General features: G+C 67.7%; 25 protein-coding genes. 17 read left to right on the top strand and 8 right to left on the bottom strand.

Annotated features, from left to right (window positions below):
- Window positions 1-3: 3 nt before the first annotated feature.
- The 4 genes from trpA (at window position 4) to ACFSGX_RS07960 (ending at window position 3,650) form a co-directional block, all read left to right on the top strand.
- On the top strand, window positions 4-828 hold the full coding sequence (gene trpA, locus ACFSGX_RS07945; RefSeq protein WP_380928899.1) for a tryptophan synthase subunit alpha: 825 nt from the start codon (window positions 4-6) through the stop codon (window positions 826-828).
- Window positions 825-1,676, top strand: a complete 852-nt coding sequence (accD, locus tag ACFSGX_RS07950; protein ID WP_380928901.1) for an acetyl-CoA carboxylase, carboxyltransferase subunit beta — start codon at window positions 825-827, stop codon at window positions 1,674-1,676. The genes trpA and accD overlap by 4 nt, the downstream gene beginning before the upstream one ends.
- A gap of 117 nt (window positions 1,677-1,793) precedes the next feature.
- Window positions 1,794-3,122 (top strand): bifunctional folylpolyglutamate synthase/dihydrofolate synthase, encoded by a 1,329-nt coding sequence (locus ACFSGX_RS07955; protein WP_380928903.1) that lies wholly within the window; start codon window positions 1,794-1,796, stop codon window positions 3,120-3,122.
- Window positions 3,123-3,209: 87 nt separating this feature from the next.
- Window positions 3,210-3,650 carry a DUF6628 family protein gene (locus tag ACFSGX_RS07960; protein WP_380928905.1) on the top strand — a complete coding sequence of 147 codons (441 nt, stop codon included), beginning with the start codon at window positions 3,210-3,212 and terminating at the stop codon, window positions 3,648-3,650.
- Window positions 3,651-3,671: 21 nt separating this feature from the next.
- On the opposite strand, the gene ACFSGX_RS07965 is transcribed toward ACFSGX_RS07960, so the two are convergent.
- A complete protein-coding gene (locus ACFSGX_RS07965; RefSeq protein ID WP_380928907.1) occupies window positions 3,672-4,988 on the bottom strand; it encodes an AmpG family muropeptide MFS transporter in 1,317 nt (438 codons plus the stop codon).
- Window positions 4,989-5,292: 304 nt separating this feature from the next.
- A complete protein-coding gene (locus ACFSGX_RS07970) occupies window positions 5,293-5,709 on the bottom strand; it encodes a response regulator (RefSeq protein ID WP_380928908.1) in 417 nt (138 codons plus the stop codon).
- 118 nt (window positions 5,710-5,827) lie between these two features.
- On the opposite strand from ACFSGX_RS07970, the gene ACFSGX_RS07975 reads away from it, so the two are divergent.
- The 3 genes from ACFSGX_RS07975 to ACFSGX_RS07985 all read left to right on the top strand — a co-directional run bounded on the left by ACFSGX_RS07975 (window position 5,828) and on the right by ACFSGX_RS07985 (window position 9,968).
- Window positions 5,828-6,667 (top strand): pseudouridine synthase, encoded by an 840-nt coding sequence (locus tag ACFSGX_RS07975; RefSeq protein ID WP_380928910.1) that lies wholly within the window; start codon window positions 5,828-5,830, stop codon window positions 6,665-6,667.
- Window positions 6,668-6,854: 187 nt separating this feature from the next.
- Window positions 6,855-7,478, top strand: coding sequence for a 16S rRNA (guanine(966)-N(2))-methyltransferase RsmD (gene rsmD / locus ACFSGX_RS07980; RefSeq protein WP_380928912.1), 624 nt, complete (start codon window positions 6,855-6,857; stop codon window positions 7,476-7,478).
- Window positions 7,479-7,691: 213 nt separating this feature from the next.
- On the top strand, window positions 7,692-9,968 hold the full coding sequence (locus tag ACFSGX_RS07985) for an ATP-dependent helicase (RefSeq protein ID WP_380928914.1): 2,277 nt from the start codon (window positions 7,692-7,694) through the stop codon (window positions 9,966-9,968).
- Window positions 9,969-10,109: 141 nt separating this feature from the next.
- Here ACFSGX_RS07985 and ACFSGX_RS07990 read toward each other — a convergent pair whose 3' ends face one another.
- Window positions 10,110-10,526 (bottom strand): hypothetical protein, encoded by a 417-nt coding sequence (locus tag ACFSGX_RS07990; RefSeq protein ID WP_380928916.1) that lies wholly within the window; start codon window positions 10,524-10,526, stop codon window positions 10,110-10,112.
- Window positions 10,527-10,664: 138 nt separating this feature from the next.
- Between ACFSGX_RS07990 and cobA the strand changes: the two genes are divergently transcribed.
- The 5 genes from cobA to ACFSGX_RS08015 all read left to right on the top strand — a co-directional run bounded on the left by cobA (window position 10,665) and on the right by ACFSGX_RS08015 (window position 14,769).
- Entirely contained in the window at window positions 10,665-11,456 is a 792-nt protein-coding gene (cobA, locus tag ACFSGX_RS07995) for a uroporphyrinogen-III C-methyltransferase (RefSeq protein ID WP_380928917.1), read from the top strand.
- Complete coding sequence (locus ACFSGX_RS08000) at window positions 11,453-11,791, top strand: DUF2849 domain-containing protein (protein ID WP_157177209.1); 339 nt, start codon at window positions 11,453-11,455, stop codon at window positions 11,789-11,791. Before cobA ends, ACFSGX_RS08000 begins: the two co-directional genes overlap by 4 nt.
- Window position 11,792: 1 nt before the next feature.
- Window positions 11,793-13,427, top strand: a complete 1,635-nt coding sequence (locus ACFSGX_RS08005) for a nitrite/sulfite reductase (RefSeq protein WP_380928918.1) — start codon at window positions 11,793-11,795, stop codon at window positions 13,425-13,427.
- Window positions 13,428-13,589: 162 nt separating this feature from the next.
- Window positions 13,590-14,006, top strand: coding sequence for a DUF934 domain-containing protein (locus ACFSGX_RS08010; protein WP_380928920.1), 417 nt, complete (start codon window positions 13,590-13,592; stop codon window positions 14,004-14,006).
- Window positions 13,999-14,769 (top strand): phosphoadenylyl-sulfate reductase, encoded by a 771-nt coding sequence (locus ACFSGX_RS08015; RefSeq protein WP_380928922.1) that lies wholly within the window; start codon window positions 13,999-14,001, stop codon window positions 14,767-14,769. The genes ACFSGX_RS08010 and ACFSGX_RS08015 overlap by 8 nt, the downstream gene beginning before the upstream one ends.
- A gap of 6 nt (window positions 14,770-14,775) precedes the next feature.
- On the opposite strand, the gene ACFSGX_RS08020 is transcribed toward ACFSGX_RS08015, so the two are convergent.
- Window positions 14,776-15,927, bottom strand: a complete 1,152-nt coding sequence (locus ACFSGX_RS08020) for an aspartyl/asparaginyl beta-hydroxylase domain-containing protein (protein WP_380928924.1) — start codon at window positions 15,925-15,927, stop codon at window positions 14,776-14,778.
- A gap of 41 nt (window positions 15,928-15,968) precedes the next feature.
- Window positions 15,969-17,483 (bottom strand): replicative DNA helicase, encoded by a 1,515-nt coding sequence (locus ACFSGX_RS08025; protein ID WP_157177213.1) that lies wholly within the window; start codon window positions 17,481-17,483, stop codon window positions 15,969-15,971.
- Window positions 17,484-17,617: 134 nt separating this feature from the next.
- Between ACFSGX_RS08025 and ACFSGX_RS08030 the strand changes: the two genes are divergently transcribed.
- The 3 genes from ACFSGX_RS08030 (at window position 17,618) to dcd (ending at window position 19,245) form a co-directional block, all read left to right on the top strand.
- Window positions 17,618-18,100, top strand: a complete 483-nt coding sequence (locus tag ACFSGX_RS08030; protein ID WP_380928925.1) for a UPF0262 family protein — start codon at window positions 17,618-17,620, stop codon at window positions 18,098-18,100.
- 7 nt (window positions 18,101-18,107) lie between these two features.
- Window positions 18,108-18,560 (top strand): cytidine deaminase, encoded by a 453-nt coding sequence (locus ACFSGX_RS08035; protein WP_380928927.1) that lies wholly within the window; start codon window positions 18,108-18,110, stop codon window positions 18,558-18,560.
- Window positions 18,561-18,690: 130 nt separating this feature from the next.
- Window positions 18,691-19,245 carry a dCTP deaminase gene (dcd, locus tag ACFSGX_RS08040; protein ID WP_157177216.1) on the top strand — a complete coding sequence of 185 codons (555 nt, stop codon included), beginning with the start codon at window positions 18,691-18,693 and terminating at the stop codon, window positions 19,243-19,245.
- Window positions 19,246-19,249: 4 nt separating this feature from the next.
- Here the strand turns inward: dcd and ACFSGX_RS08045 are convergent, their stop codons facing one another.
- From ACFSGX_RS08045 to ACFSGX_RS08055, 3 genes are all read right to left on the bottom strand, one after another.
- Window positions 19,250-20,500 carry a class I SAM-dependent methyltransferase gene (locus tag ACFSGX_RS08045; protein ID WP_380928929.1) on the bottom strand — a complete coding sequence of 417 codons (1,251 nt, stop codon included), beginning with the start codon at window positions 20,498-20,500 and terminating at the stop codon, window positions 19,250-19,252.
- 62 nt (window positions 20,501-20,562) lie between these two features.
- Window positions 20,563-21,957 (bottom strand): cryptochrome/photolyase family protein, encoded by a 1,395-nt coding sequence (locus tag ACFSGX_RS08050; RefSeq protein WP_380928930.1) that lies wholly within the window; start codon window positions 21,955-21,957, stop codon window positions 20,563-20,565.
- Between the two features lie 78 nt (window positions 21,958-22,035).
- Entirely contained in the window at window positions 22,036-22,929 is an 894-nt protein-coding gene (locus ACFSGX_RS08055; protein WP_380928932.1) for a histone deacetylase family protein, read from the bottom strand.
- A gap of 40 nt (window positions 22,930-22,969) precedes the next feature.
- Here ACFSGX_RS08055 and ACFSGX_RS08060 point away from each other — a divergent pair, with 40 nt between their 5' ends.
- Together ACFSGX_RS08060 and ACFSGX_RS08065 are read left to right on the top strand one after the other, a co-directional pair.
- Window positions 22,970-23,986 (top strand): alpha/beta hydrolase, encoded by a 1,017-nt coding sequence (locus ACFSGX_RS08060; RefSeq protein ID WP_380928934.1) that lies wholly within the window; start codon window positions 22,970-22,972, stop codon window positions 23,984-23,986.
- Window positions 23,983-24,459 carry an RNA pyrophosphohydrolase gene (locus ACFSGX_RS08065; protein ID WP_380928935.1) on the top strand — a complete coding sequence of 159 codons (477 nt, stop codon included), beginning with the start codon at window positions 23,983-23,985 and terminating at the stop codon, window positions 24,457-24,459. The genes ACFSGX_RS08060 and ACFSGX_RS08065 overlap by 4 nt, the downstream gene beginning before the upstream one ends.

A 24,459-nucleotide genomic window follows, 5' to 3' on the forward strand; every position in this document is an offset into this window, starting at 1 on the left:
AGCATGACCCGCCTCGCCACCACCTTCGCCGCCTGCGCCGCGCAGAACCGGGCCGCACTCGTGTGCTTCGTCACGGGCGGGGACCCTGCCCCGGCCGCGACTCCGGCGATCCTCGACGCGCTCGTCGCCGCGGGTGCGGACGTGATCGAACTCGGCATGCCGTTCACCGATCCGATGGCGGACGGCCCCGCGATCCAGCTCGCCAACCTGCGCGCGCTGGGGAGCCGCACGACCACCGCCGCGCTGTTCGAGATCGTGCGCGGGTTCCGCGCGCGGCATCCGGACGTGCCGCTGGTGCTGATGGGCTATGCCAATCCGATGGTGCGGCGCGGGCCGGAATGGTTCGCCGACCGGTGCCGCGATGTCGGGGTGGACGGCGTGATTTGCGTCGACGTGCCGCCGGAGGAGGATGCCGCGCTCGGCCTGCCGTTGCGGGCCGCCGGGATCGATCTGGTCCGGCTGGCGACGCCGACCACCGATGATGCGCGGCTGCCTGCGGTGCTCGCGAACGCGTCGGGCTTTCTCTATTATGTCTCGGTCGCCGGCATCACCGGCAAGCAGCAGGCGGCGTCCGCATCGATCGACGCCGCGGTCGCGCGGTTGAAGGCGGCGACCGACCTGCCCGTCGCGGTCGGGTTCGGCGTCCGCACACCGGAACAGGCCGCCGCGATCGCGCGGACCGCCGACGGCGTCGTGGTCGGTTCCGCGATCGTCGAGGTCATCGCCGCGGCCTATGCCGGCGGAAACGACCCGGCCGCCGCGATCATGGACTATGTCGGCGGGCTGTCCGCCGCGGTCCGAACCGCCCGTCAGGAGGCCATCGCATGAGCTGGATCGACCGCGTCCGCCAGTCGCTGCCGTTCGTCGCCAAGCGCGAGACGGACGAAGAGCTTTGGCACAAATGCCCGTCCTGCGGGCAGATGGTGTTCAAGAAGGAGTTCGAGGAGAACCAGTCGGTCTGCCCGAAATGCGACCATCATGGCCGCATCGGGCCGGACGAGCGGTTCGACGCGCTCTTCGACGGCGGGCTCTACACGCCGCTGCCGATCCCGACGGTGCGCGAGGATCCGCTGAAGTTCCGCGATACCAAGCGCTATGTCGACCGGATCCGCGCCGCCCGCACCGCGACGGGCGAAACCGACGCGCTGATGAACGCGCGCGGCACGATCGAGGGCCGCCGTGCGGTCGTCGGCGTGCAGGATTTCGCGTTCATGGGCGGATCGATGGGGCTCGGAGTCGGCGCCGCGTTCCTGGCGGGCGTCGAGGCGGCGATCAAGGACCGCTGCCCCTATGTCATCTTCACCGCGGCCGGCGGCGCGCGGATGCAGGAGGGCATCCTGTCGCTGATGCAGATGCCCAAGACGACCGTCGCGATCGCGATGCTGCACGAGGCGGGGCTGCCCTATATCGTGGTGATGACCGATCCGACGACGGGTGGCGTAACGGCGTCCTATGCGATGCTGGGCGACGTGCAGCTGGCTGAACCGGGCGCGCTGATCGGCTTCGCGGGGCAGCGCGTGATCGAGTCGACGATCCGCGAGAAGCTGCCCGAGGGGTTCCAGCGCGCGGAATATCTGCTCGATCACGGGATGCTCGACATGGTGGTCCACCGCCACAAGCTGCGCGAGGAACTGGCGCGGCTGATCGGGTATCTTTGCGTGGATGAGGCGGCTTAGGACGCGTTTCCTTTAAGCAGCATATCGTTCCCCGGCGCAGGCCGGGGCCTAGGGACGAGCGTTTCACCTAGGCCCCGGCCTGCGCCGGGGAACCGACGCGTTTCCGGAGCGAAACCGATGGCCGATCACGCAATCTCGTCCGACCCTGCGGTTCAGGCGCAGCTCGATCGGTTGGCGTCGCTGTCGCCCGGGGCGGACATCCTCGGGCTGGAGCGGATCTCCGCGTTGCTCGCGCGGCTGGGCAATCCGCAGCTCAGGATGCCGCCGGTGCTGCATGTCGCGGGCACGAACGGCAAGGGGTCGACCTGCGCGTTCCTGCGCGCGGCGATCGAGGGCGCGGGGCTGAGCGCGCATGTTTATACGAGCCCGCATCTGGTGCGGTTCAACGAGCGGATCCGGCTGGCGGGGACGCTGATCGACGATGCGTTGCTCGCCGCGTTGCTGGCGGAGGTGCTCGATAGCGCTGGCGATATTTCGCCGAGCTTCTTCGAGGTGACGACGGCGGCGGCGTTTCTGGCGTTCGCGCGGGTGCCGGCGGATGCGTGCATCGTCGAGGTCGGGCTCGGCGGGCGGCTCGATGCGACCAACGTGCTGGCGGCCCCCGCGGCGTGCGGGATCGCGCAGTTGGGGGTGGATCACCAGGCGTTCCTGGGCGACCGGATCGAGGATATCGCGGCGGAAAAGGCCGGGATCGCACGCGTCGGCGTACCGCTGGTGACGATGGCCTATGCGGCTGGACCTGCGGAGCGTGTGGCCGGGGCGGCTCGGTCGGCCGGGGCGAATTTGTTGCGCGCGGGTGACGAGTGGTCGTTCGCGGCGGAGGCGGATGGCGTCCGCTATATCGATGCGCATGGCACGTTGCTGCTGGAGCCGCCCGCGCTCGACGGGGCGCATCAGGCGGGCAATCTGGCGCTGGCGGTGGCGATGCTACGGCATCAGCGGCGGATCGCGGTGCCCGACGCGGCGCTCGTCGCGGCCGGGCCGCGTGCCAAATGGCCGGCGCGGATGCAGCGGATCGATCGGGGCATGCTGTTCGATCGGCTGCCCACGGGTTCGGACCTGCATATCGACGGGGCACATAATCCCGCGGCGGCGATGGCGATCGCGCCACATCTGCACGCGCTGCGCTGGGACGGTCGGCCGCTGGTGGTAATCGTCGGGTTGCTTGCGAACAAGGACGCGACCGGCGTGCTCGGTCCGCTGGCGGAGGCGACAGACCGACTGATCGCAGTGCCGGTGCCGGGCCATGCGACGCATGATCCGGTCGTGTTGGCGCACGCGGTGCGGGGACTCGGCGTGCGGGCGGATGCGGAGCCCGATATCGCGGCGGCTTTTGCACGCGTGATCGCGGAGGCTGATCCGGCCCTGCCGCCGCATGTCGTGGTGCTCGGCTCGCTCTATCTGGCCGGCACCGTGCTCGCCGCGAACGGAACACCGCCCGACTGACATCGCCTCGCCGACTCTGCTAATGCGATTGACTTGCAATAGCGACGATGCTTAGTTGTGCTCCTGACGTTGATGGAGTGCAGCGACATGCCCGGCCCCCGCAGTGAGATTTCCGAAGCCACCAAGATGCTGCCGCACGCGATGCCCGCGGCGTCGGCGGACCGGCTGCTGCTGTTCGCGATCCGGCGGATGGCGCAGGGCGGGATCGACGATGCCTATGCCGCCAACGCGATGCTGACCCATTTCGGGCACGGTTTCCGCCGGCCGCTGGTGCTGCTGCGCGCGATGATGGCGGAGGTGTCGCGCGTGTCGGCACGGTCGCTGATGGTGGCGCCCTGCTGCTGCCCGCGCACGACGGCGGACGAGCATGGCCTGCTGACCGCGATCGCCGAGGCGGGCGGCGATCCGCGTGCGGGGCATGACCGGCTGGCGCGGCATATCGGGGTGCGGCACTGCCATGTGGCGGGCGAGACGGCGCGGGCTTTGGCGGAGTCGTTTTGTGACCTGGGGCATCCGTTGGGCGTTTGATGAGACCCGGTCCGCATCCGGTCAGGCTGGATCCCCGCCTTCGGCGCCGGCACTGCCGATCGAGGCGTCGACCAGCCCCGCCCGGATCATCACCCAGAACAGCACCACGCCGGGCAGCGCCAGCGCGGTCGTCAGCACGTAGAAGTCGACATAGCCGAACCGTTCGATCAGCCCCCCGGCGGTCGTGCCGGTCGCCAGCCGCCCGACGATGCTCGCCGCCGCGGAAATCAGCGCATATTGCGCAGCCGTGAAGCGCAGGTCGCACAGCGCTGAGAAGTAGGCAATGACCGTGACCCCGCCGATCCCGCTCGCGATATTCTCGAAACCGATCGCGCCGGCCATCGCCCAATTGCTGTGCCCGGACGCGGCAAGACCCGCAAAGGACAGGTTCGACACCGCCATCAACACCAGGCTGAGCAGCACGGACCGTTTCAGCCCCAACCGGGCGTACAGGATCCCCCCGATGAAGATGCCGACCAGATAGGCCCAGAAACCGAAGCCGACATCGTAGATGGCGACCTCGTCGTTGGTGTATCCAAGATCCTCGAACAGCAGCCGGAATGTCAGGTTGGCGAGCGTATCGCCGACCTTGTGGATCAGGATGAACAGCAGCACCAGCGTGGCGCCAGGCCTCTGCAGAAACTCCGCGAACGGCCCCCAGATCGATCGGGCGATTTCCGCGAGACCGCGCCGGCCCACCGGTTCGCGGTGGCGTTCCGGCTCGCCCATCGTCAGCGCGACGATCATCGCGGGCAAGGCGAACACGGCGCAGGCCATGTAGGCGACCTGCCAACCGACCCGCGCGGCCAGCACCAGCGCCAGCGCGCCGGCCGCCACCGACCCGATCCGCCAACCATATTGCGACATGCCCGCGCCGACGCCCAACTGGCGCGGTTTGAGGAGTTCGATCCGGTACGCGTCGATCACGATGTCGAACGTCGCACCGGCCAGCCCCAGCAGGACCGCAGCCTGCGCCGTGGCGATCAGGCTGGCGGACGGATCGACGATCGCGAGGTTGAGGACGGCGGCGATCACGAGCACGCCGGCCAGCAGCATCCACGAAACCCGCTGTCCCAATCGGCCGATGACGGGCAACCGGACTCCGTCGACAGCCCAAGCCCACAGCGGCTTCAGATTGTAGACGAGAAAGGCCAGCGTGAACGCGGTCACGCTTTTCTTGTCGATCCCGTCCTGCGCCAGCCGCGTGGTGAGCGTCGCGCCGATCATCGCGAAGGGGAAACCCGACGACATGCCCAGGAAAAAGGCCGCGACTGGCCCGGCCTCAAGATAAGGACGGATCGCGGCCAGCGGGCCTTCGAAGCGGGGGGTCACTGTCATCAGGCGACCATAACGACGCGGCTCCGATCGGCTACTGGAATTTCAGTTGCCGCGGCGACCAGATTCGGTGCGCATGGAGCATCCAGCGCAAGTCACGACACGCCCGTACCGTCGGCAACCGCGGCGGTACGGGGCCTGCCTATAGGCTAAAAGGCTCGACGTGCATCGCCCAGCCGCGAACGTGACATCCGCCGTTCTCCCCCGCGTAGGCCGCGGGTCCGAGGCCTTGAACGGCAGCGCGCTTGGCGCTGGTCCCCCGCCTACGCGGGGGAACCGGGATTCATCGGGTGAATGTCGACCCGTCCTAGAACAGGTCGAGTCCCGGCGGCGGGCGCTTGACTGTGCGACCGGCGATCTTGGCATCGACGGCATCGATCGCGGCGACCAGTTCGCGCGGGTTGTAGGGCTTGTTGAGCACGCCGAGCGCAAGGCCGCGTGCCTCGGGCGGGCATTGCCCGGTCACGAACAGCAGCGGGATCTTGCGTTCGCGCGCCGCGCGCGCGACGTCCAGCCCGCTGCCGTCCGACAGGCTGATGTCGGCCAGCACGAGGTGCAGTTCCTCGCCGTCGATATAGCCCAGTGCTTCTTCCACGCGGTCCACCGTCGCGACGATGTCGAACCCGGCGTCGCGCAGGAACAGTTCGTTGTCGAACGCGACGAGCGGCTCGTCCTCGACGATGAGGATTCGCTGAATCGAGCGTTTGCGCTTGCCGAAAAGCATTTGACCGTTACGCCCCCACACGAGTCCCGCCGTAAGTTGATCAGACGGTCTGGCGGATGTTTCGGTTCCGGTTTATTTCCGGCTTTTATACCCGTTTCCAGATCGGACGACCTGACCCTTGCGTACTCCCCGCCGCCCCGGCCCCGCGGCACCCGTTCCGCCCACCGCAACCCCCTCCGCGCCGCCCCCGCCCAAGCCCGCGCGCGAACCCGATCGCGCGTTGAAGAAGCAGGCCGGCGACCCGCAACGCATCGCGAAACTGCTGGCGCGTGCCGGCGTGGCATCGCGGCGCGAGATCGAGCGAATGATCGACGAACGGCGCATCGCGATCGACGGCGTGGCGATCGAGACGCCCGCGACGATCCTGACCTCGCTCCACGGTGTGACGGTGGACGGCAAGCAGGTGAACGCGCCCGCGCCCACCCGGCTGTTCCGCTATCACAAGCCCGCCGGCCTGCTAACCGCCGAGCGCGACCCCAAGGGGCGGCCGACGATCTACGACAAGCTGCCCGAGGGGCTGCCGCGGCTGGTGCCGGTCGGGCGGCTCGATCTCAATACCGAGGGGCTGTTGCTGATGACCACCGACGGTGGGCTGAAGCGCCAGCTGGAACTGCCCGCAACGGGTGTCGAGCGAACGTACCGCGCCCGCGTGTTCGGCGACATCAGCCAGAAGCAGCTCGAGGAGCTGATCCACGGGATCGAGATCGAGGGCATCCGCTACGGTTCGATCGACGCGAACCTGGAACGCCGCACCGGCCGCAACGGCTGGGTCGAGATGCGCCTGCGCGAGGGCAAGAACCGCGAGGTCCGGCGCGTGCTGGAGTTTCTGGGGCTGCAAGTCAGCCGGCTGATCCGGACGAGCTATGGACCGTTTCCGCTGGATGACCTGCCGGCGGGGTATGTGGACGAGATCAAGCAGCATGATCTCGTCGCGTTTAGGAAGACGTTGAAGGACTAGCCTTCGCTTCGACCACCCCTAACCCCGTTTGGTTCGAGCTTGTCGAGAACTATGCACAACGTTCTTGACAAGCTCGAACCGAACCGGGTGGGGTTTTGTGATCGCGCTGTTCTCGACAGGCTCGAACCGAACGGTTTAGGGGGTGTCGTGACGCACCTCGTTGCATTCATCATCGGATATCACACCCATGCGCATCATCGCCGGCAGCTGGCGCGGCCGTTCCATCGTATCGCCCAAGGGGGACGACACGCGGCCGACGTCGGACCGGACGCGCGAGGCGCTGTTCTCGATGCTTGCCAGCCGGTTCGGCAGTTTCGAGGGCGTGCGCGTGCTCGACCTGTTCGCCGGGACCGGTGCGCTGGGGCTGGAGGCGCTGTCGCGCGGGGCGGCCTATGCGACGTTCGTAGAGCGCGAGCGGCAGGCGCTCGACGTGCTGAAGGTCAATGTCGCCAAGCTCGCCGCGCCGGGCACGACCGATATCCGCGGCCAGGGGGTCGAGGCGCTCGGGCCGCTCTACGGACCGCGGTACGATCTGGTGCTGATCGACCCGCCCTATCTGTCGGGCGGCGGCGGCGCGTTGCTCGAACGGCTGGCGCGGCTCGGCTGGTTCGCGCCGGGTGCGCTGGTGTCGGTCGAGACGGGCAAGGCGGAGGTCGTGGCGGCCAAGGGGTTCGAGCAGGATACGGACCGTGTGCATGGGAAGGCCAAGCTGACCTTGCTGCGCTGGGTTGGGGGTGATGACGGTGCGGTTGTTGCGAAGGTTGAGGCAGTCGAGGAAGACGATGTTGCTGAGGACGAGGCCAAGGACTGACCGCGAACGCCTTTAGCCCCTCTCCTTCAGGGGAGGGGTTGGGGTGGGGCTGACCTCCTCAAGCCGGTGAGGTTGTGGGTGTGGTGCTGTTGCCCCCACCCCAACCCCTCCCCTGAAGGAGAGGGGCTTTCTGTTTCGCGTGCGTTTGCGGCCCGTCTCGCACCAACCCCAACAAACTTGCCCCCGCGGCCCGCGTTCCCTACCTGTTCGCGGGTGAACCAGCCGCTTTCCCCCTCGCCCGCCGATCCCGCCTATCTGCGCGGGTTGAACCCGCCGCAGCGGGAGGCGGTGTTGACGACCGAGGGCCCGGTGCTCGTGCTAGCCGGTGCGGGGACTGGCAAGACCTCCGCCCTCACCGCGAGACTCGCGCATCTGGTCGCGACGCGGCGGGCCTGGCCGTCGGAGATCCTGGCCGTGACCTTCACCAACAAGGCGGCGCGCGAGATGCGCGAGCGGATCGGGCGGATCCTGGGCGATGCTGTGGAAGGCATGCCGTGGCTCGGCACGTTCCACTCGATCGCGGCCAAGATGCTGCGCCGTCATGCCGAACTCGTCGGGTTGCAGAGCAATTTCACGATCCTCGACACCGACGACCAGCTGCGCCTGCTGAAACAGCTGATCGTGGCGGCCGAGATCGACGAGAAGCGCTGGACCCCGCGGATGCTCGCCGGGCTGATCGACCGCTGGAAGAACAAGGGCTGGGTGCCGGCCGATATCGACGCCGCGGAGTCCGAGGCGTTCGCCAACGGGCGCGGGGCGGAGCTGTACGCCGCCTATCAGGCGCGGCTGCGGGGCGTGAACGCGTGCGATTTCGGCGACCTGCTGCTCCACATGCTCGTCATCCTGAAGACGAATCGCGACGTTCTGGAACTGTATCAGCAGCGCTTCAAATATGTGCTGGTCGACGAATATCAGGACACCAACAGCAGCCAGTATCTCTGGCTGCGGCTGATCGCGCAGGAGCGGCGCAACCTGTGCTGCGTGGGGGACGACGACCAGTCGATCTATTCCTGGCGCGGCGCGCAGGTGGAGAACATCCTGCGGTTCGAGAAGGATTTCCCGGGCGCGGCGATCATCAAGCTGGAACAGAATTACCGGTCCACGCCGCATATCCTGGCCGCCGCATCCGGCGTGATCGCGCATAATGGCGGGCGGCTGGGCAAGACATTGTGGACGCAGGAGGCGCAGGGCGATCCGGTCAAGGTCGTCGGCGTGTGGGACGGGCCGGAGGAGGCGCGCCGCATCGCCGAGGAGATCGAGGGGCATCAGCGCGGGGGTGGCACGCTCGACCAGGTCGCGATCCTGGTCCGTGCGCAGTTCCAGACGCGCGAGCTGGAAGACCGCTTCATCGCGATCGGCATGCCGTACCGCATCGTCGGCGGCTTCCGCTTCTACGAACGCGCCGAGATCCGCGACGCGCTTGCCTATCTGCGCGTGATCAGCCAGCCGGCGGATGACCTGGCGTTCGAACGGATCGTCAACGTGCCGAAGCGCGGCCTGGGCGACAAGGCTGTGGCCAAGATCCACATGGTGGCGCGTGCGCAGGGGCTGCCGCTGTCCTATGCGGCCGCGCGGCTGCTCGACACGGACGAGCTGACCGGGGCGGCGCGCAAGTCGCTGGGCAATCTGGTCGGCGATATCGCCCGCTGGCGGGACCGGCTCGGGTCGCTCGGCCATGCGGAGCTGGCGCGGCAGATGCTCGACGAGAGCGGCTATACCGCGATGCTGCAGGCGGATCGATCGGCGGAGGCGGCCGGGCGGCTGGAGAACCTGACCGAGCTGGCCCGTGCGATGGAGGAATATGAGACGCTGTCCGCGTTCCTGGAGCATGTCAGCCTGGTGATGGACAACGACGCCGCAGCGGACGAGGCGAAGGTGACGATCATGACGATCCATGCCGCCAAGGGTCTGGAGTTCGACACGGTGTTCCTGGCCGGGTGGGAGGAAGGCGTGTTCCCATCGCAGCGCGCGGTGGACGAAGGCGGGACCGCGGCGGTCGAGGAGGAGCGCCGGCTGGCCTATGTGGCGATCACGCGGGCGCGGCGGAAATGCTTCATATTCCACGCGGCGAACCGGCGGATCTACGGGCAGTGGACGTCGTCGATCCCGTCTCGCTTCGTGGGCGAACTGCCGGCCGACCATGTCGATCAGGAGACGACGATGTCGGGTGGCGAGTCGCTCTGGCGCGCGCAATGGTCCGAGCATCAGGACCCGTTCGCACATCTGGGGCGCAGCGAGGGGCGTGGTCCGGGCTGGCAGCGGGCGGCCGCGACCGGGGTGGATCTGCGGCCGGCGCGGGTGGTGGAAGCGCGGACGTCGCCGACGAGTTTTGCGGCGAAACCGCGGGCGGATATCGCGGTGGGGATGCGGGTGTTCCACACCAAGTTTGGCTATGGCGCGGTGGCGACGATCGACGGGAACAAGCTGGATATCGATTTCGAGCTGTCGGGGCGGAAGCGGGTCTTGGACAGCTTCATTCAGCCGGCTTGAGAACACCTTAGCGGTCCCCCACCCCGTTTGGTTCGAGCCTGTCGAGAACTCAGCGCTGAGTTCTCGACAGGCTCGAACCAAACGGGGTTGGGATTGGAGTCGTGACGAATTCCTCGAACTTGGTCCGACCCGCCTCCCCGCCTATTTCGCCCGGTCCGGTCGCGTGTAGGGCACGAAATCGTCCAGAACCACGAAACCGCCCTGCATGCGCGTGTTGCGGTCGATCAGGCGGACCGCGTCGAGCCGGCAGGCCGATCCGCCGTACAGGATCGAGACGGGGATCACGTTCCAGTCGAGCCAATTCGCACCCGATTGCGGCACGTTGAGATATTTGCGGCCGCCGCCGACGTCGTAGAGCAGGCCGACACCGGTGATAACCTGGGTCGATTGGACCGACGACAGCGGCAGGCAGCGGACGGATTCGCCGCGGACCAGGCCCTTGGTGGCCTTGGCAAGTTCCGCCTGCCCGCGTTCGGCCAATGTCTGGCGGTCGCGTGCGGCGACGGGGGCCGTCACGATGGCGGCCAGCATGGCGCAGCTTAGCAAAAACCTCTTCATCACCGCATCCTTCGATCCTCCTGACGATATAGGGTGCGCGAGATAAAGCGCATCTGACCGCGGGGTCGGAAGCCCAGCTTTGCTCCCGTCAAGCAATCGGAGATTGTGGCGGTGGCGCGGGTGGCCCATCTGCCGGTCATGGCAAATCTTCTCGATCCTGCGGCGCGCGGACGCGTCATCCTGGTGGGGGCCGGCCCGGGCGATCCGGACCTGCTGACGTTGCGCGCGGTGGAGGCGCTGCGGTCTGCCGACGTCGTCGTACATGACGGGTTGATCGATCCCCGCGTGCTCGACCATGCGCCCGCATCGGCGCAACGTATCTCGGTCGCCAAGCAGCGCAGCCGCCATACGGTGCCGCAGGAGGGGATTAACGCGCTGATCGTGGCGCATGTCCGCGCCGGCAGCGTCGTCGTGCGGCTGAAGGGCGGCGATCCGTTCGTGTTCGGGCGCGGCGGTGAGGAGGTCGAGGCCGTCCGTGCCGCCGGCCTGCGCGTCGATGTCGTGCCGGGCGTGTCGGCCGCGCTCGGTTGCGCGGCGGAGGCGATGCTGCCGCTGACGCACCGCGACTGGTCGTCGGCGGTCAGCTTCGTTGCGGGGCAGTGCAAGGGGCTGTCGGACCAGAACTGGGCCGGGCTGGCGGGCAAGGGTCGCACGCTGGTGATCTACATGGGTCTCGCCAACGCCACCGCGATCGCGGACAAGCTGATGGCGGACGGCGTGTCGCCGGGCATGCCGGTGGCGGTGCTGGAACGCGGCACCCTGCCCGGGTCGCGCGCGATGCGGACGCTGCTGGCGGACCTCGGCGACATGACGGTGCGCGAGCGGATCATGAGCCCGGCGATCATCGTGGTGGGTCAGGTCGTGCTGCTGTCCGACGCGCAGGACCGGCTGCACCAAATCGCAACCCAAGCCGCGGAGGCGTTCGCATGAAGATCCTGACCGGCCAGGACCTGGCATCGGGCGACGTGACGTGGTGGACCGGCAGCGGCTGGTCGCTGCACCTGTTCGATGCGGTCGACGTGGGCGATGCCGGCCCCGCGATCGCGGCGGCCGAGGAGAAGGCGCTGCGCGTGAACGTGCCTTACGTCATCGACGCGACGCAGACCGCGGACGGCCCGATGCCGGCGCACATCAAGGACCGCATCCGTGCGGCCGGGCCGACCGTGCATCCCGCATTCGGCATCCACCCCGAAATTCCGATCCTAAAGACGCCCGCGCAGCATGAGAACAACGCCGACGCCCCGTCCGAAGTGAAGGCGAACTGAGATGTACAAGTACGACACCTACGACCAGACGCTGGTCGATGCGCGCGTCGCCGATTTCGGCGATCAGGTCGCGCGCCGCCTGTCGGGCGAGATGACCGAGGACCAGTTCAAGCCGCTCCGGCTGATGAACGGGCTCTATCTGCAGCTTCACGCCTATATGCTGCGCGTCGCGATCCCGTATGGGACGCTCGACAGCCGGCAGATGCGAATGCTGGGGTCGATCGCGCGCGATTACGATCGCGGTTACGGTCACTTCACAACGCGCCAGAATTTGCAGTTCAATTGGATCAAGCTGGAGGATACGCCCGAGATCCTCGCCAAGCTGGCGACGGTCGAGATGCATGCCATCCAGACGTCGGGCAACTGCATCCGCAACATCTCGTCCGATCAATATGCGGGCGCTGCGGCGGACGAGGTCGGCGATCCGCGGCCTTGGGCGGAGCTGCTGCGCCAGTGGTCGAGCTTTCACCCGGAATTCAGCTACCTGCCGCGCAAGTTCAAGATCGCGGTGATCGGGGCGGCGCAGGACCGCGCCGCGATCCAGCTGCATGATATCGGGTTGCAGATGCGGCGCGACGAGGCGGGCGAACTCGGGTTCCGCGTGCTGGTGGGCGGCGGCATGGGCCGGACGCCGATGATCGGGTCGGTCATCCGCGACTATATTCCGGCGGCCGACCTGCTGAGCTATGTCGAGGCGTGCCTGCGGGTCTACAATCGCTACGGCCGGCGCGACAATATCTACAAGGCGCGGATCAAGATCCTCGTCCACGAACTGGGCGCGCCGGAATATGCGCGCCAGGTCGAGGAGGAATGGGCGCATGTGAAGACGCTCGGGCTCGATCCGCCGCAGGCCGAATATGACCGGATCGCGGCGTTCTTCGCGCCGCCGGCGTTCGCGGAAGGTTTGCCGACCGAGATCGACCGCAGCGACGCGGGCTTCGCGCACTGGGTCGACCAGAATACCGCGGCGCACAAGGCGGCGGGCTATGCGATCGTGACGGTCAGCCTGAAGCCGACCGGCGGTATTCCGGGCGATGCGACCGCGGACCAGATCGACCTGATCGCGGACCTCGCCGAACGCTACAGCTTCGACGAGATCCGCATTACGCACAGCCAGAATGTCGTGTTGCCGCATGTCCAGCGGCAGGACCTGCGCGCGATCTGGGATGCACTGGTCGCCGCGGGGCTCGCCACCGCGAACCTCGATCTGGTGACCGACATCATCGCCTGCCCCGGGCTCGATTATTGCAGCCTGGCCAATGCGCGCTCGATCCCGGTCGCACAAAAGATCACGGAACGGTTCGCCGATCCGGACCGGCAGCGCGATATCGGCGAGTTGAAGCTGAAGATCAGCGGCTGCATCAACGCGTGCGGCCACCACCATGCCGGCCACATCGGCATCCTGGGTGTCGATCGGAAGGGCGAGGAGAATTACCAGCTCTCGTTCGGCGGATCGGCGGCGGAGGACACCAGCATCGCCAAGATCATCGGCCCCGGTTTTTCCGAGGACGGCGTGGTCGATGCGGTCGAGAAGGCGGTCGAAACCTATCGCGGCCTGCGCGAGCCGGGCGAGCGGTTCCTCGACACCTACCGCCGGGTCGGCCTGCAACCGTTCAAGGCCGCGATCTATGGGTGAGCTATTTCCCAAGAGCCGGTCGAAAGCCCCTCTCCTTCAGGGGAGGGGTTGGGGTGGGGCTGAGCTACTCACCCTTCCAATGTTGCAGGCTTGGCGAGGTCGCCCCCACCCCAACCCCTCCCCTGAAGGAGAGGGGCTAATAGAACTTCGAGGTGCGTTCGCATGATCCGTTTCCGTGACGACGTCGCCCACGACGCGCCCCCCGCCCCGCTGGCCGAGTTCGTCGGGGAGAGTAACGCGACCGCGGTCCGGCTGGAGCCAACTGACGATGCGCGCGCGCTGCTGCCGCATCTCGATCGGCTGGCGCTGATCGAGGTGGCGTTCCCCAAGTTCCGCGACGGACGCGGGTACAGCGCCGGGCGCATCCTGCGCGAGGCCGGGTATCTCGGCGAACTGCGCGCGCAGGGTGATTTGCTCGTTGACCAGATCCCGCTGATGCGGCGCTGCGGGTTCGACTCGTTCGTGCCCGACGTGCCGCTCGACGAGGCGGCGCTGGGCCGCACGCTCGACCGCTATCCGAACGTGTATCAGAAGGCCGCGGACGGCCGGAGCCCGGTCTGGGCGTTGCGACATGGCTGAGGCCGCGCGCCGGATCGACATGATCGACACCGCCCCGGCGTTCACCGCCGCCGACGTCGCGGCGCTCAACACGCGCTACGACGGGGTGGCGACCGATGTCATGTTGCGGGAGCTGGTGACCGGCGAACTGGCGGGGCGCATCGCGCTGGTGTCGTCGTTCGGCGCGGAGTCGGCGGTGCTGCTGCATCTGGTGTCGGAGATCGACCGGAGCGTGCCGCTGGTCTTCACCAACACGCAAAAGATGTTCGGCGAGACGCTGGCGTACCGCGATGCGCTGTCCGAGCAGCTCGGCTTCACCGATTTGCGCGTCTACCGCCCCGATCCGGCCGCGCTGGCGACGAAGGACGGCACTGGCCTGCGCTGGTCCTACGACCCGGACGGGTGCTGCGAGATCCGCAAGGTCGAGCCGCTGGCGCGCGCGCTGGCGCCGTTCGACGCGTGGATCAGCGGGCGCAAGGGGTTCCAGGCGAAGACCCGCACCGCCCTGCCCCGCTTCGAGTTGGACGAGACGGACGGCTATGGCCGGCTGAAGATCAACCCGCTGGCGAGCTGGACCAAGCCGGAACTCGACGCCTATTTCGTGGAGCACAAGCTGCCGCCGCATCCGCTGGTCGAGCAGGGTTATCTGTCGATCGGCTGCCAGCCCTGCACCAGCAAGGTGCGGCCGGGGGAAGACCCGCGCGCGGGCCGCTGGCGCGGGTGGGACAAGATAGAATGCGGCATTCATGTGAGCGAACTGCCGGGGGAAGAGCCGGCGTTCTGAGGGCGGTCAGCCGGTCGCGCCATAGCTGCCCGGTGCCTCGAACAGCGCCGTAAGTCCCGCGCGTTCCTGCGGCGTCAGTTCAGGACGCCAAACCTCGAACAGAAGCACCACGCGCACGTCGTCGCTGTCGTTCCACGCTTCATGTTCGATACTGTCGTCGAACAGCATCGCTTCCCCGGTCCGGACAGCGCGGGTTTCGTTGCCGACGCGCAGGCGGCACCCATCCGGAACGATCAGCGGAATATGGCATATCAGCCTGGTGTTGAGCATGCCGTGATGCGGCGGAATATGCGTTCGCGGGCGCAGTTGCGAGAACAACGCCATCGGCGACCGCCCAGCGATCGCCGGCATGGGCGCCGCGGCCAGCAGGGCCATCGTCCGCGGGCAGCGCGTCGCGTTGGCCGGAACGATCACGCCACCCTGCCACAGGTGAAGCGCACTCCAGCGAATATCGTCCCGCAGTGCATGGTCGCGGTTGGGGCGGTTTGGTTCGGCGACAATATAGGGTTCGAACCCGTGGTCCTGCGCCAGTACCGCCTCGACCTCGGCACGCATCGCAGGAACAGCTGCCTCCAGTGCGGCGACCCAATCGAGTCCGCCAGTCGGGAAGAAGCTGGTATGCGGCAGGCCGGGGTAAAAAAAGCTGGTCGGTTGTTGCAGCTGGACGGTCGCAGTTCCGGACAGGATATCCAGCGCCTCACGGAACCTGCCCGGTTGGGCCGCCGGATCGACCGCCGCATCCGCAAGTTGCCGGTCGAGATGTGCGCGGAATTTTGCCTGGATCGTCACGACAGCGTCGTCCGCCGATCGCAGCCGCGCGCGAAGGTCGGGCGGGACATCCGGTGCGGCGGTGGCGGATTGCAGTGCAAATGTGAGGTAGCTGGAGGCCGCGCGTTCGTCGCCTGCCGCAAGCCTGATCTCGCCCTTGATGAGCAACGCGTAGAGATTCCCGCGTTCCAGCGCGAGCAGCCGATCAGCCGCTGCCTCGGCACCGGTCAGGTCGCCCGAAATCTGGCAGCTGTGCGCCAGGTAGAGCCAGGCCTGCGCATCGCGCGGATTGCCGCGCAGGACAGTTTGGAAATGTCCGCGCGCAGTCCGCGGATCGCCGTGTTGCAGCGCAAGAACGCCGGCATCGGTCGCGGATCGTTGGTCAGCCATCGCCAGTCTTCAACTCCCCTGCAACATCATACAAGCGCGCACTATTCCTCCAATGAACGGAAACTTTCGTCGGCCAAGTCGGAGAATCGGGTGATCTTGCTCTCGAATTTCAACGTCACGGTGCCGGTCGCGCCATGGCGCTGTTTGGCGATCACCAGCTCGGCCTTGCCGTGCGCGTCGGCCATCTTGCGCTGCCAGTCCTCGAACTCCGCGACCGAGGCCAGGCTGTCGCCCTCCCCCGCGCTCGCCTCCTTGGGCTTGGCGAAGTTGATGTAATATTCCTCGCGGTACACGAACCAGACCATGTCGGCGTCCTGCTCGATCGACCCGGATTCGCGCAGATCAGACAGCATCGGGCGCTTGTTCTCGCGGCTTTCGACCGCGCGGCTGAGCTGCGACAGTGCGATCACGGGCAGATGCAGTTCCTTGGCGAGCGTTTTCAACCCGCGGCTGATCTCCGAAATCTCCTGCACGCGGTTGCCGTCGCTGGCCTTGCCCGATCCCTGGAGCAACTGGAGATAGTCGACGACGATCAGGTTGATCCCGCGCTGACGCTTCAACCGGCGCGCTCGAGTGCGGAGCGCGGCGATCGTCAGGCCCGGCGTGTCGTCGATATAGAGCGGGAGGTTCTCCAGCTCGGCCGCGGCGCGCGCCAGGTTGCGGAAATCCTGCTGGCTGATCTTGCCCATGCGGAGGTTTTCGGAGCTGATCCCCGACTGCTCCGACAGGATACGCGTCGCGAGCTGATCCGACGACATTTCGAGCGAGAAGAACGCGACCGCCGCGCCGACCGACTTGGCATCCTCGATCCCGTCGTTGCGGTCGCGGACCAGCCGCATCGCCGCGTTGAACGCGATGTTGGTGGCGAGCGACGTCTTGCCCATGCCGGGACGGCCGGCCAGGATGATGAGATCGGAGCGGTGCAGGCCGCCCATCTTGCTGTTCACGCTGTCGAGGCCGGTGGTGATGCCGGACAGGTGCCCGCCCGATTGCAGCGCGCGTTCCGCGGTCTCGACTGCCATGCGGGTCGCCTGCGCGAAGGTCTTGACCGAACCCTGTTCGCCGCCCTCCTCCGCCACCTTGTAGAGTGCAGTTTCGGCCTCCTCGATCTGGCCCTTCGGATCGACCGATTCGCTGGTGTCGAACGCGGTTTCAACCATGTCGCGGCCGACGCCGATCAGCGCGCGGAGCAAGGCCAGGTCGTAGATCTGCGCGGCGAAATCGCGCGCACCGATCAGCGCGGCGCCCGATCCGGTCAGCTGCGCCAGATAGCCCGGCCCGCCCAGTTCGCGCATCTGGCTGTCCGCATCGAACAGCGGGCGCAGCGTCACCGGGTTGGCGATCATGTTCTTGTCGACCATCCGGATGATCGCTTCGTAGATCCGGCCGTGCAGCGACTCGTAGAAATGGTCGGGACGGAGCTTCAGCTGCACATCCTCCATCAGGCGGTTGTCGATCATGAGCGCGCCGAGCAGCGCCGCCTCCGCCTCGACATTGTGCGGCAGCGTCTGTTCGGGCGGCGGGGATGCGACGGTGTAGGGGAATGCAGTAGCCATGCGCGCATCATCGGCGCTTTCGGCCGCACCCTCAACCGGCTTGGTCGCGGTCGCCCACAGCTTATCGCTGTCCTGTGGATAAGCCGCGCTACGATTGCGGCGGCCCGCAGGCTCGGCTAGGCGGAAAGGCTGCCATGTCCGATCCCCGCATCATCGCCGTCGATCTGGACGAAAAGACCATCCTGTGGCGCAATGCCGATATCGAACAGGAACGGCAGGTCGCGATCGTCGACCTGCTGGAGAGCAACCATTTCCGTCCGCTGCGGCCCTACCCCGAGGACTATGCCGGGCCGTTCCGGATTGGACTGGCCACGCAGGAGGGGCGGCTGGCAATCGACATCATGGCGATGGGCGGCGAGCGGCTGGAGACGCTGATCCTGGGGATGGCGCGGTTCCGCCGACCGATCCGCGATTATTTCGCGATCTGCGACAGTTATTTCCAGGCGTTGCGCGCGTCGACGCCGCAGCAGATCGAGACGGTGGACATGGCCCGCCGCGGTATCCACAACGATGCCGCGGAGCTTCTGAAAGAAAGACTGGAAGGCAAGATCGACGTGGATTTCGACACCGCCCGCCGACTGTTCACGCTGATCTGCATGTTGCACATCCGTGGTTGAGGTGGCGATGACCGAGGTCGCCGGACAGGTGCTGATCGACGCGGCGCGCACCGCGGCGGCGAACGCGCATGCGCCTTATTCCAACTTCGCGGTCGGCGCGGCCGTGCTGCTGACCGACGGCAGCATCGTGCCGGGGACCAATTTCGAGAATGCGAGCTACGGCCTGTCGCTGTGTGCCGAAACGGTGGCACTAGCCGCGGTGAACGTGGCCGGGCGGTTGCGCGATGTGGTGGCGATCGGGATCGTCGGCGGCATGATCCGCGGCGACCGGATCGAGGGCACCGCGCCGATAAGGCCGTGCGGGCGCTGCCGCCAGGTGCTGAACGAGGCGGCCCAGGTCGGCGGGCGCGACGTGCTGGTCTATTGCGGGTCGGCGACGGGGGACGAGATCGAGCGGCATGATCTGTCGGATCTCATCCCGTACGCCTTCGGGCCGCGGGATTTGGGCGTGGTGGTGTAGCGCAACCTGCCCCCTCTCCCCTCCGGGGAGAGGGTTGGGGAGAGGGGTTTGGCTTGAGACGGCCGCACTTCTAGACCCGCACCGTTGCGGGGGGGGGGCNGGGGAGAGGGCTTAGAAAGAAAGAGGCTACATGACCGTCCAATCCGACCGCTGGATCCGCGAACAGGCGGAGGCGCATGGTATGATCGAACCATTCGTCGAGGCGCAGCGGCGTGACGGGTGCATCAGCTACGGGCTGTCGTCCTACGGGTACGACGCGCGGGTGGCGGACGAGTTCAAGATCTTTACCAACGTCCATTCGGTGACGGTCGACCCGAAGAATTTCGATCCGGACAGCTTCGTCGACCGGCAAACCGATTGCTGCATCATCCCGCCGAACAGCTTCGCGCTGGCCCGGACGGTGGAATATTTCCGCGTGCCGCGCGACGTGCTGGTGATCTGCCTCGGCAAATCGACCTATGCGCGCTGCGGGATCATCGTGAACGTGACGCCGCTGGAGCCGGGTTGGGAGGGGCATGTGACGCTGGAATTCTCCAACACCACGCCGCTGCCGGCCAAGGTCTATGCCAACGAAGGCGCGTGCCAGTTTCTGTTCCTGAAGGGCAACGAGCCGTGCGAGGTCAGCTATGCCGACCGCGCGGGCAAATATATGGGCCAGCGCGGGGTGACCCTGCCGAAGCTGTAGCGGCTCAGCGCTTCACCAGCGTTACCTGCGCCACGTCGATCCCGCCGCCGCGGAAGCCGCCTTCGCAATACATCAGGTAGTAGCGCCACAACCGGACGAAGCGGTCGTCGAAGCCCGGCGGCAGGCGTCCCTCCGCCACCGCGGCGTCGAACCGGACACGCCATTGACGCAGCGTCTCGGCATAGTCGGTTCCGAAGCCGACCCGGTCGTGCCAGTCGAGCCCGGCCGCCGCGGCCGCCGCGCGGAAACGCGATTCGGAGATCAGCATGCCGCCGGGGAAGACATAGGTCTGGATGAAATCGGCGCTGGCGGCATAGTGCTCGAACACCGCGTCGTCGATCGCGATATACTGGATCGCGGCGCGCCCGCCGGGTTTGAGCGCGCGGGCGATGGCGGCCATGTAGGTCGGCCAATATTCCGCGCCGACCGCCTCGACCATCTCGACACTGGCGACCGCATCGTATGTGCCGGTCTCGGCCCGATAGTCGCGCAGCGCGATCGTGACGGCCTCCGGCACGCGCGCGTCCGCCCACGCCTTCTGTTCCGCCGACAGGGTGAGGCCGGTGACGGTCAGGCGATAGTCTCGCGCGGCGACATCAGCGAGCGCGCCCCAGCCGCAGCCAATTTCCAGCAGCCGCTCGCCGGGCCGCGTGCCGAGCCGGTCGAGCAGCGCGCCGATCTTGCGGCGCTGCGCCTGTTCGAGCAACTCGTCCGGGTGGCCGAACATCGCGCTGGAATAGGTCATGCCCGGGTCGAGCCAGGCGGCGTAGAAGTCGTTGCCCAGGTCGTAATGGAACGCGATGTTGCGCCGTGCGCCGCGCGGATCGTTGCGGCGCCAGGCGTGGGCCAAGCGGTTGACGATCCGCCCCCAGCCATGCGCGCGGGCGGTGGCGCCGAGCGGCACGCGGTTGCGCATGAACAGGTCGAAAAGCGGCACCGGATCGGGGCTCGACCATTCGCCGTCCGCCCAGCTGCGATACCAGCCGACCGAGCCGGACAGCATCAGCCGCATCAGCGGCCGCCAATCGTGCAGCGTGACGATCGCGACAGGTCCGGGCTTGCGACCGCCCAGCCGGCGCTTGCGCCCATCGGGCAGCGTCGCCTCGATCGCGCCCTCCGCCAGGCCGCGGTCGACGCGGTCGAGCACGCGGTGGAAGGCGGGCGCCAAGAAGCGTGAGACCCGCCCGCCCCCGGTCGAAAAACCGCGATCGGCCCGGACAAGATGGTCGCCCCGGCGCGGGGTATCGGTCGTCATGCGCGCTCAGTGGCGTCGTGCGGGATCGGATGCAAGCGGAAGCGGGTTTGCGGGTGGTGAAGTCAGTCCGACGCGCCGGGATCGCGCGCGGTCACCTTCTTCACCGCCTGCAGCGCGCGCTCGCGCGCCTCGCGGTGGCCGATGATCTTTTCGGGATAGTCGGCGGGACGGCACCCGGCCTCCTCCGGATCGTGGATCGCGCCGTCGGACAGGTCCGCCAGTTCTGGCACCCAGGTGCGGATATAGTCGGCCGCGTCGAACTTGGGCGACTGGGTCAGCGGCGCCATGATGCGGCCGAACGGATTGGAGTCGATGCCCGTCCCGGCGACCCATTGCCAGTTGACGCTGTTGTTGCCGTAGTCGGCGTCGATCAGGCAGTCCCAATACCACGCCTCGCCGCGCCGCCAGTCGAGCAGCAGATGCTTGATCATGAAGCTGGCCGCAACCATCCGGACGCGGTTGTGCATCCAGCCATGCGTCCAGAGCTGGCGCATCCCGGCGTCGACCAGCGGGTAGCCGGTGCGCCCTTCGGTCCACGCCTTGAAGTCGGCGTCGGCCTCCTTGCCCGTGCGCCACGGCATCGCGTCATAGGCGTTGCGGCCGTTCGCGTCGGCATAGGCGGGCAGGATGTCGATGACATTCGACGTGAAGTCGCGCCAGCCGACCTCGCGCAGATAGGGTTCGGTGTCGCCCTTCCCCTTGGCCACCGCGTGCCAGACCGCCGCGGGCGAGACCTCGCCGTGGTGGAGGTGCGGGGAGAGCCGCGACGTGCCCTCCTCGGACGGCAGGTTCCGCGCGGTGTCGTACGCGCCAACCTTCGGCACGAACGCCTTCAGCGCTGCATGAGCGCCCGCCTCGCCAGGCTTCCAGTCCGCGAAACCCGGAGACCAGTCGGGCGTGGTGGGCAGCAGTTTCCAGTCGGCGAGATCGTCGGACGCGATCTTGCCGGACGGACCGGACAGGTTGCGCGGTGCGGCGATCGGCTCGGGCGGCGGCATGCGTTCGCGGAGCGCCTTCCAGAACGCGGTGAACATGCGGTAGCGGCCGCCCGATCCGGTGCGGATGCTGTCCGGATCGTCGAGCAGCATCCCGCCGTGGAGCTTAAGCGTCAGCGCCTTGCCGAGCGCGTCCTCCGCCACCTTCCACCAGGGTTCGTAGTGATGGACTGCGTGGACCGTCTCCGCGCCAACCTCCTTGGCGAGCTTGCCAATCTCCGCCACCGCATCGCCGCGCCGCAGGATCAGCGGAACGCCGTGCTTCTTCAGATCTGCGGCCAGCGCGGTCAGGCTGTGGTGCAGCCACCAGCGTTGCGCCCCGCCGATCTTCCACGCGCCGGGCGCATCGTCGTCGAGCACATAGACCCCCACCACGGGCCCGTCATGGGCAGCGGCCGCCAGCGCCGGCTGGTCCGCCAGACGCAGGTCCTGACGGAACCAGACGATGGATGGGGTGGTCATATGGGGGCGGCTCCGTATCGAACAGGCGCTGGAAACGCCTGACTCCGCCATTTTATCCGGCATTTTATCCGCGTGCCCTTATCCGCGCGCAGCCCCCGCCAGCGTCGTCATCGCCGCGACGTGGCGCGTGGCCACCGCGAGCCGGTCGTTGCCGTAGCCGCCGCCCATCGTGCTGGCGACCGGGATCCCGCGCGCCGCGGCGATCACATGGCGTTCGCGCGCGGCGAGGCCCGCGTCGCTCAGCGCCAGCCGGCCGAGCCGGTCGTCGCGGTGCGGATCGACGCCCGCCTGGTACAGGATCAGGTCGGGCGCGAACCCGTCGATCACGCGCGGCAGATGCTCGTCGAGGATTTCGAGATACGCCTCGTCTCCCACTCCGTCGGGCAGGTCGACGTCGAGCGACGAGGCGGCCTTGCGGACCGGGAAGTTCTTCGCCGCATGGACCGACAGCGTGAAGATGTCGTCGCGCCCCATGGTCAACGCCGCGGTGCCGTCGCCCTGATGCACATCGAGGTCGAGGATCAGGATGCGGTCGACGTCGCGTTCCGCGATCAGCCGGTTGGCGGCGATGACGAGGTCGTTGAACACGCAGTACCCCGCGCCCGTATCGTAGAGCGCATGGTGGCTGCCCCCCGCGGCATTCGCGGCGAACCCGTGCCGCATCGCCAGTTTAGCCGCGAGCCAAGTGCCGCCCGGCGACAGCAAAGCCCGCCGCGCGACGCGTTCGGTAACGGGAAAACCGATCCGCCGTGTCTTGTCGGCCGGCACGGTGCAGGACAGCACCTGTTCGACATAGGCGGGGTCGTGGACCGCCTCGACCCAGTGGCGCGGCATCGGATCGGGGGTGTGGACGATGTGCGGATAGCTGCCGTTCGCCAGCACCTCCATCACCAGCCCGTATTTGTCGAACGTGAACGTCGATCCCGGCGGTGGCGGCGAAACATAGGCCGGGTGGTGGACGACGTGCAGCATCGCGGACTAGGTAGGCACGCGCCGCTGCGGAGAGAAGTGCATGACCGATATGAGACAGCCCCCCGCCGATCCGAACGACGGACTGCCGCCCGCGCGCCCGGACGTGCGGGCGTTCCTCGATTATCTGAACGCCCTGCCCGGCCCGCGCAGCCACGAGATCGGCGCGGTCGCCGCACGCCAGCAGATGCGCGATTCGCGGTCGCTGGTCGATCTGGACGTCGGGCCGCTCGCCGTGCTGCGCGATCTGGAATGCCCGCGCGCCGACGGCAGCATGATCCCGCTGCGGCTGTACGATCCGCGCCCGTCGCGTGCCCCCGGGCCGGTGATGGTCTTCTTCCACGGCGGCGGCTTCGTGATCGGCGATCTGGAGACGCACGAGCCGGCCTGTGCCGAGATCGCCCGGACGCTCGACATGCCGGTGATCTCGGTCGATTACCGGCTGGCGCCCGAATATCCGTGGCCGGCAGCACCCGACGATTGCGAGACGGCGGCGCGCTGGGTCGCGACGGGACCGAGCGAACTCGGGTTCGGCATCACCTCGCTGGTGCTGGCCGGCGACAGCGCTGGCGGCACGCTGACCGTCGTCACCGCGCTCGCGCTGCGCGACCGCGCGGCGGACGTGCCGGTCGTGGCGCAGTGGCCGATCTATCCGGCGGTCGACAAGGCCACCGAATATGCGTCGTTCGCGCAGTTCGCCGACGGCTATTTCCTGACGCGCGAAGGGATGGCGTGGTTTCACGACAGCTACGCGCCCGACGTCGCGGACTGGCGCGGATCGCCGCTGATCGCGTCGCAGCACGACATGCCCGCCACGCTGGTGGTGACCGCCGGGCTCGACCCGCTGCGCGACCAGGGGCGCGCCTATGCCGCCAAGACGATTCAGGCCGGCGTGCCGACGATCTACCGCGAGGCGGTCGGCAACGTCCACGGCTTCATCAGCCTGCGCCGCGCGATTCCGTCGTCGCAGGGCGATCTGGCGATGTGCTTGGCCGTGCTGCAACCGATGATCGCGGAGGCGGAGGCCAACCGCGTGATGGCGCAGGCCGCACCGCGATGAGCGCCGACCAGTATCGCCCCGCCGCCGGCATCATGCTGCTCAACCGGGACGGCCGCGTGTTTGTGGCGCAGCGCCGCGACACGACGCTGGACGCCTGGCAGATGCCGCAGGGCGGGCTCGACCCCGGCGAGGATGCGGAGGCGGGCGCGCTGCGCGAGCTGGAGGAGGAAACCGGCATTCCGGCGCGGCTGGTAGAGATCCTCGCGCGGTCGCGTGGCGAGCTGCGCTACGACCTGCCGACCGATCTTGCCGGGTCGTTGTGGCGCGGCAAGTGGCGTGGGCAGCGGCAGGTCTGGTTCCTGATGCGGTACCTGGGGCAAGACGACGAAATCGACATCGAGACCCCGCATCCGGAGTTTCGCGCCTGGAAATGGGCCGAAGCGCGCGAACTTCCGGACATGATCGTGCCGTTCAAGGCAGAATTGTACCGCGACGTGCTACGCGAGTTCGCCGATCATTTATCCCGCGAGTAG

It is taken from the genome of Sphingomonas arantia (assembly GCF_042682045.1).
GTDB lineage: Bacteria > Pseudomonadota > Alphaproteobacteria > Sphingomonadales > Sphingomonadaceae > Sphingomonas_R > Sphingomonas_R arantia.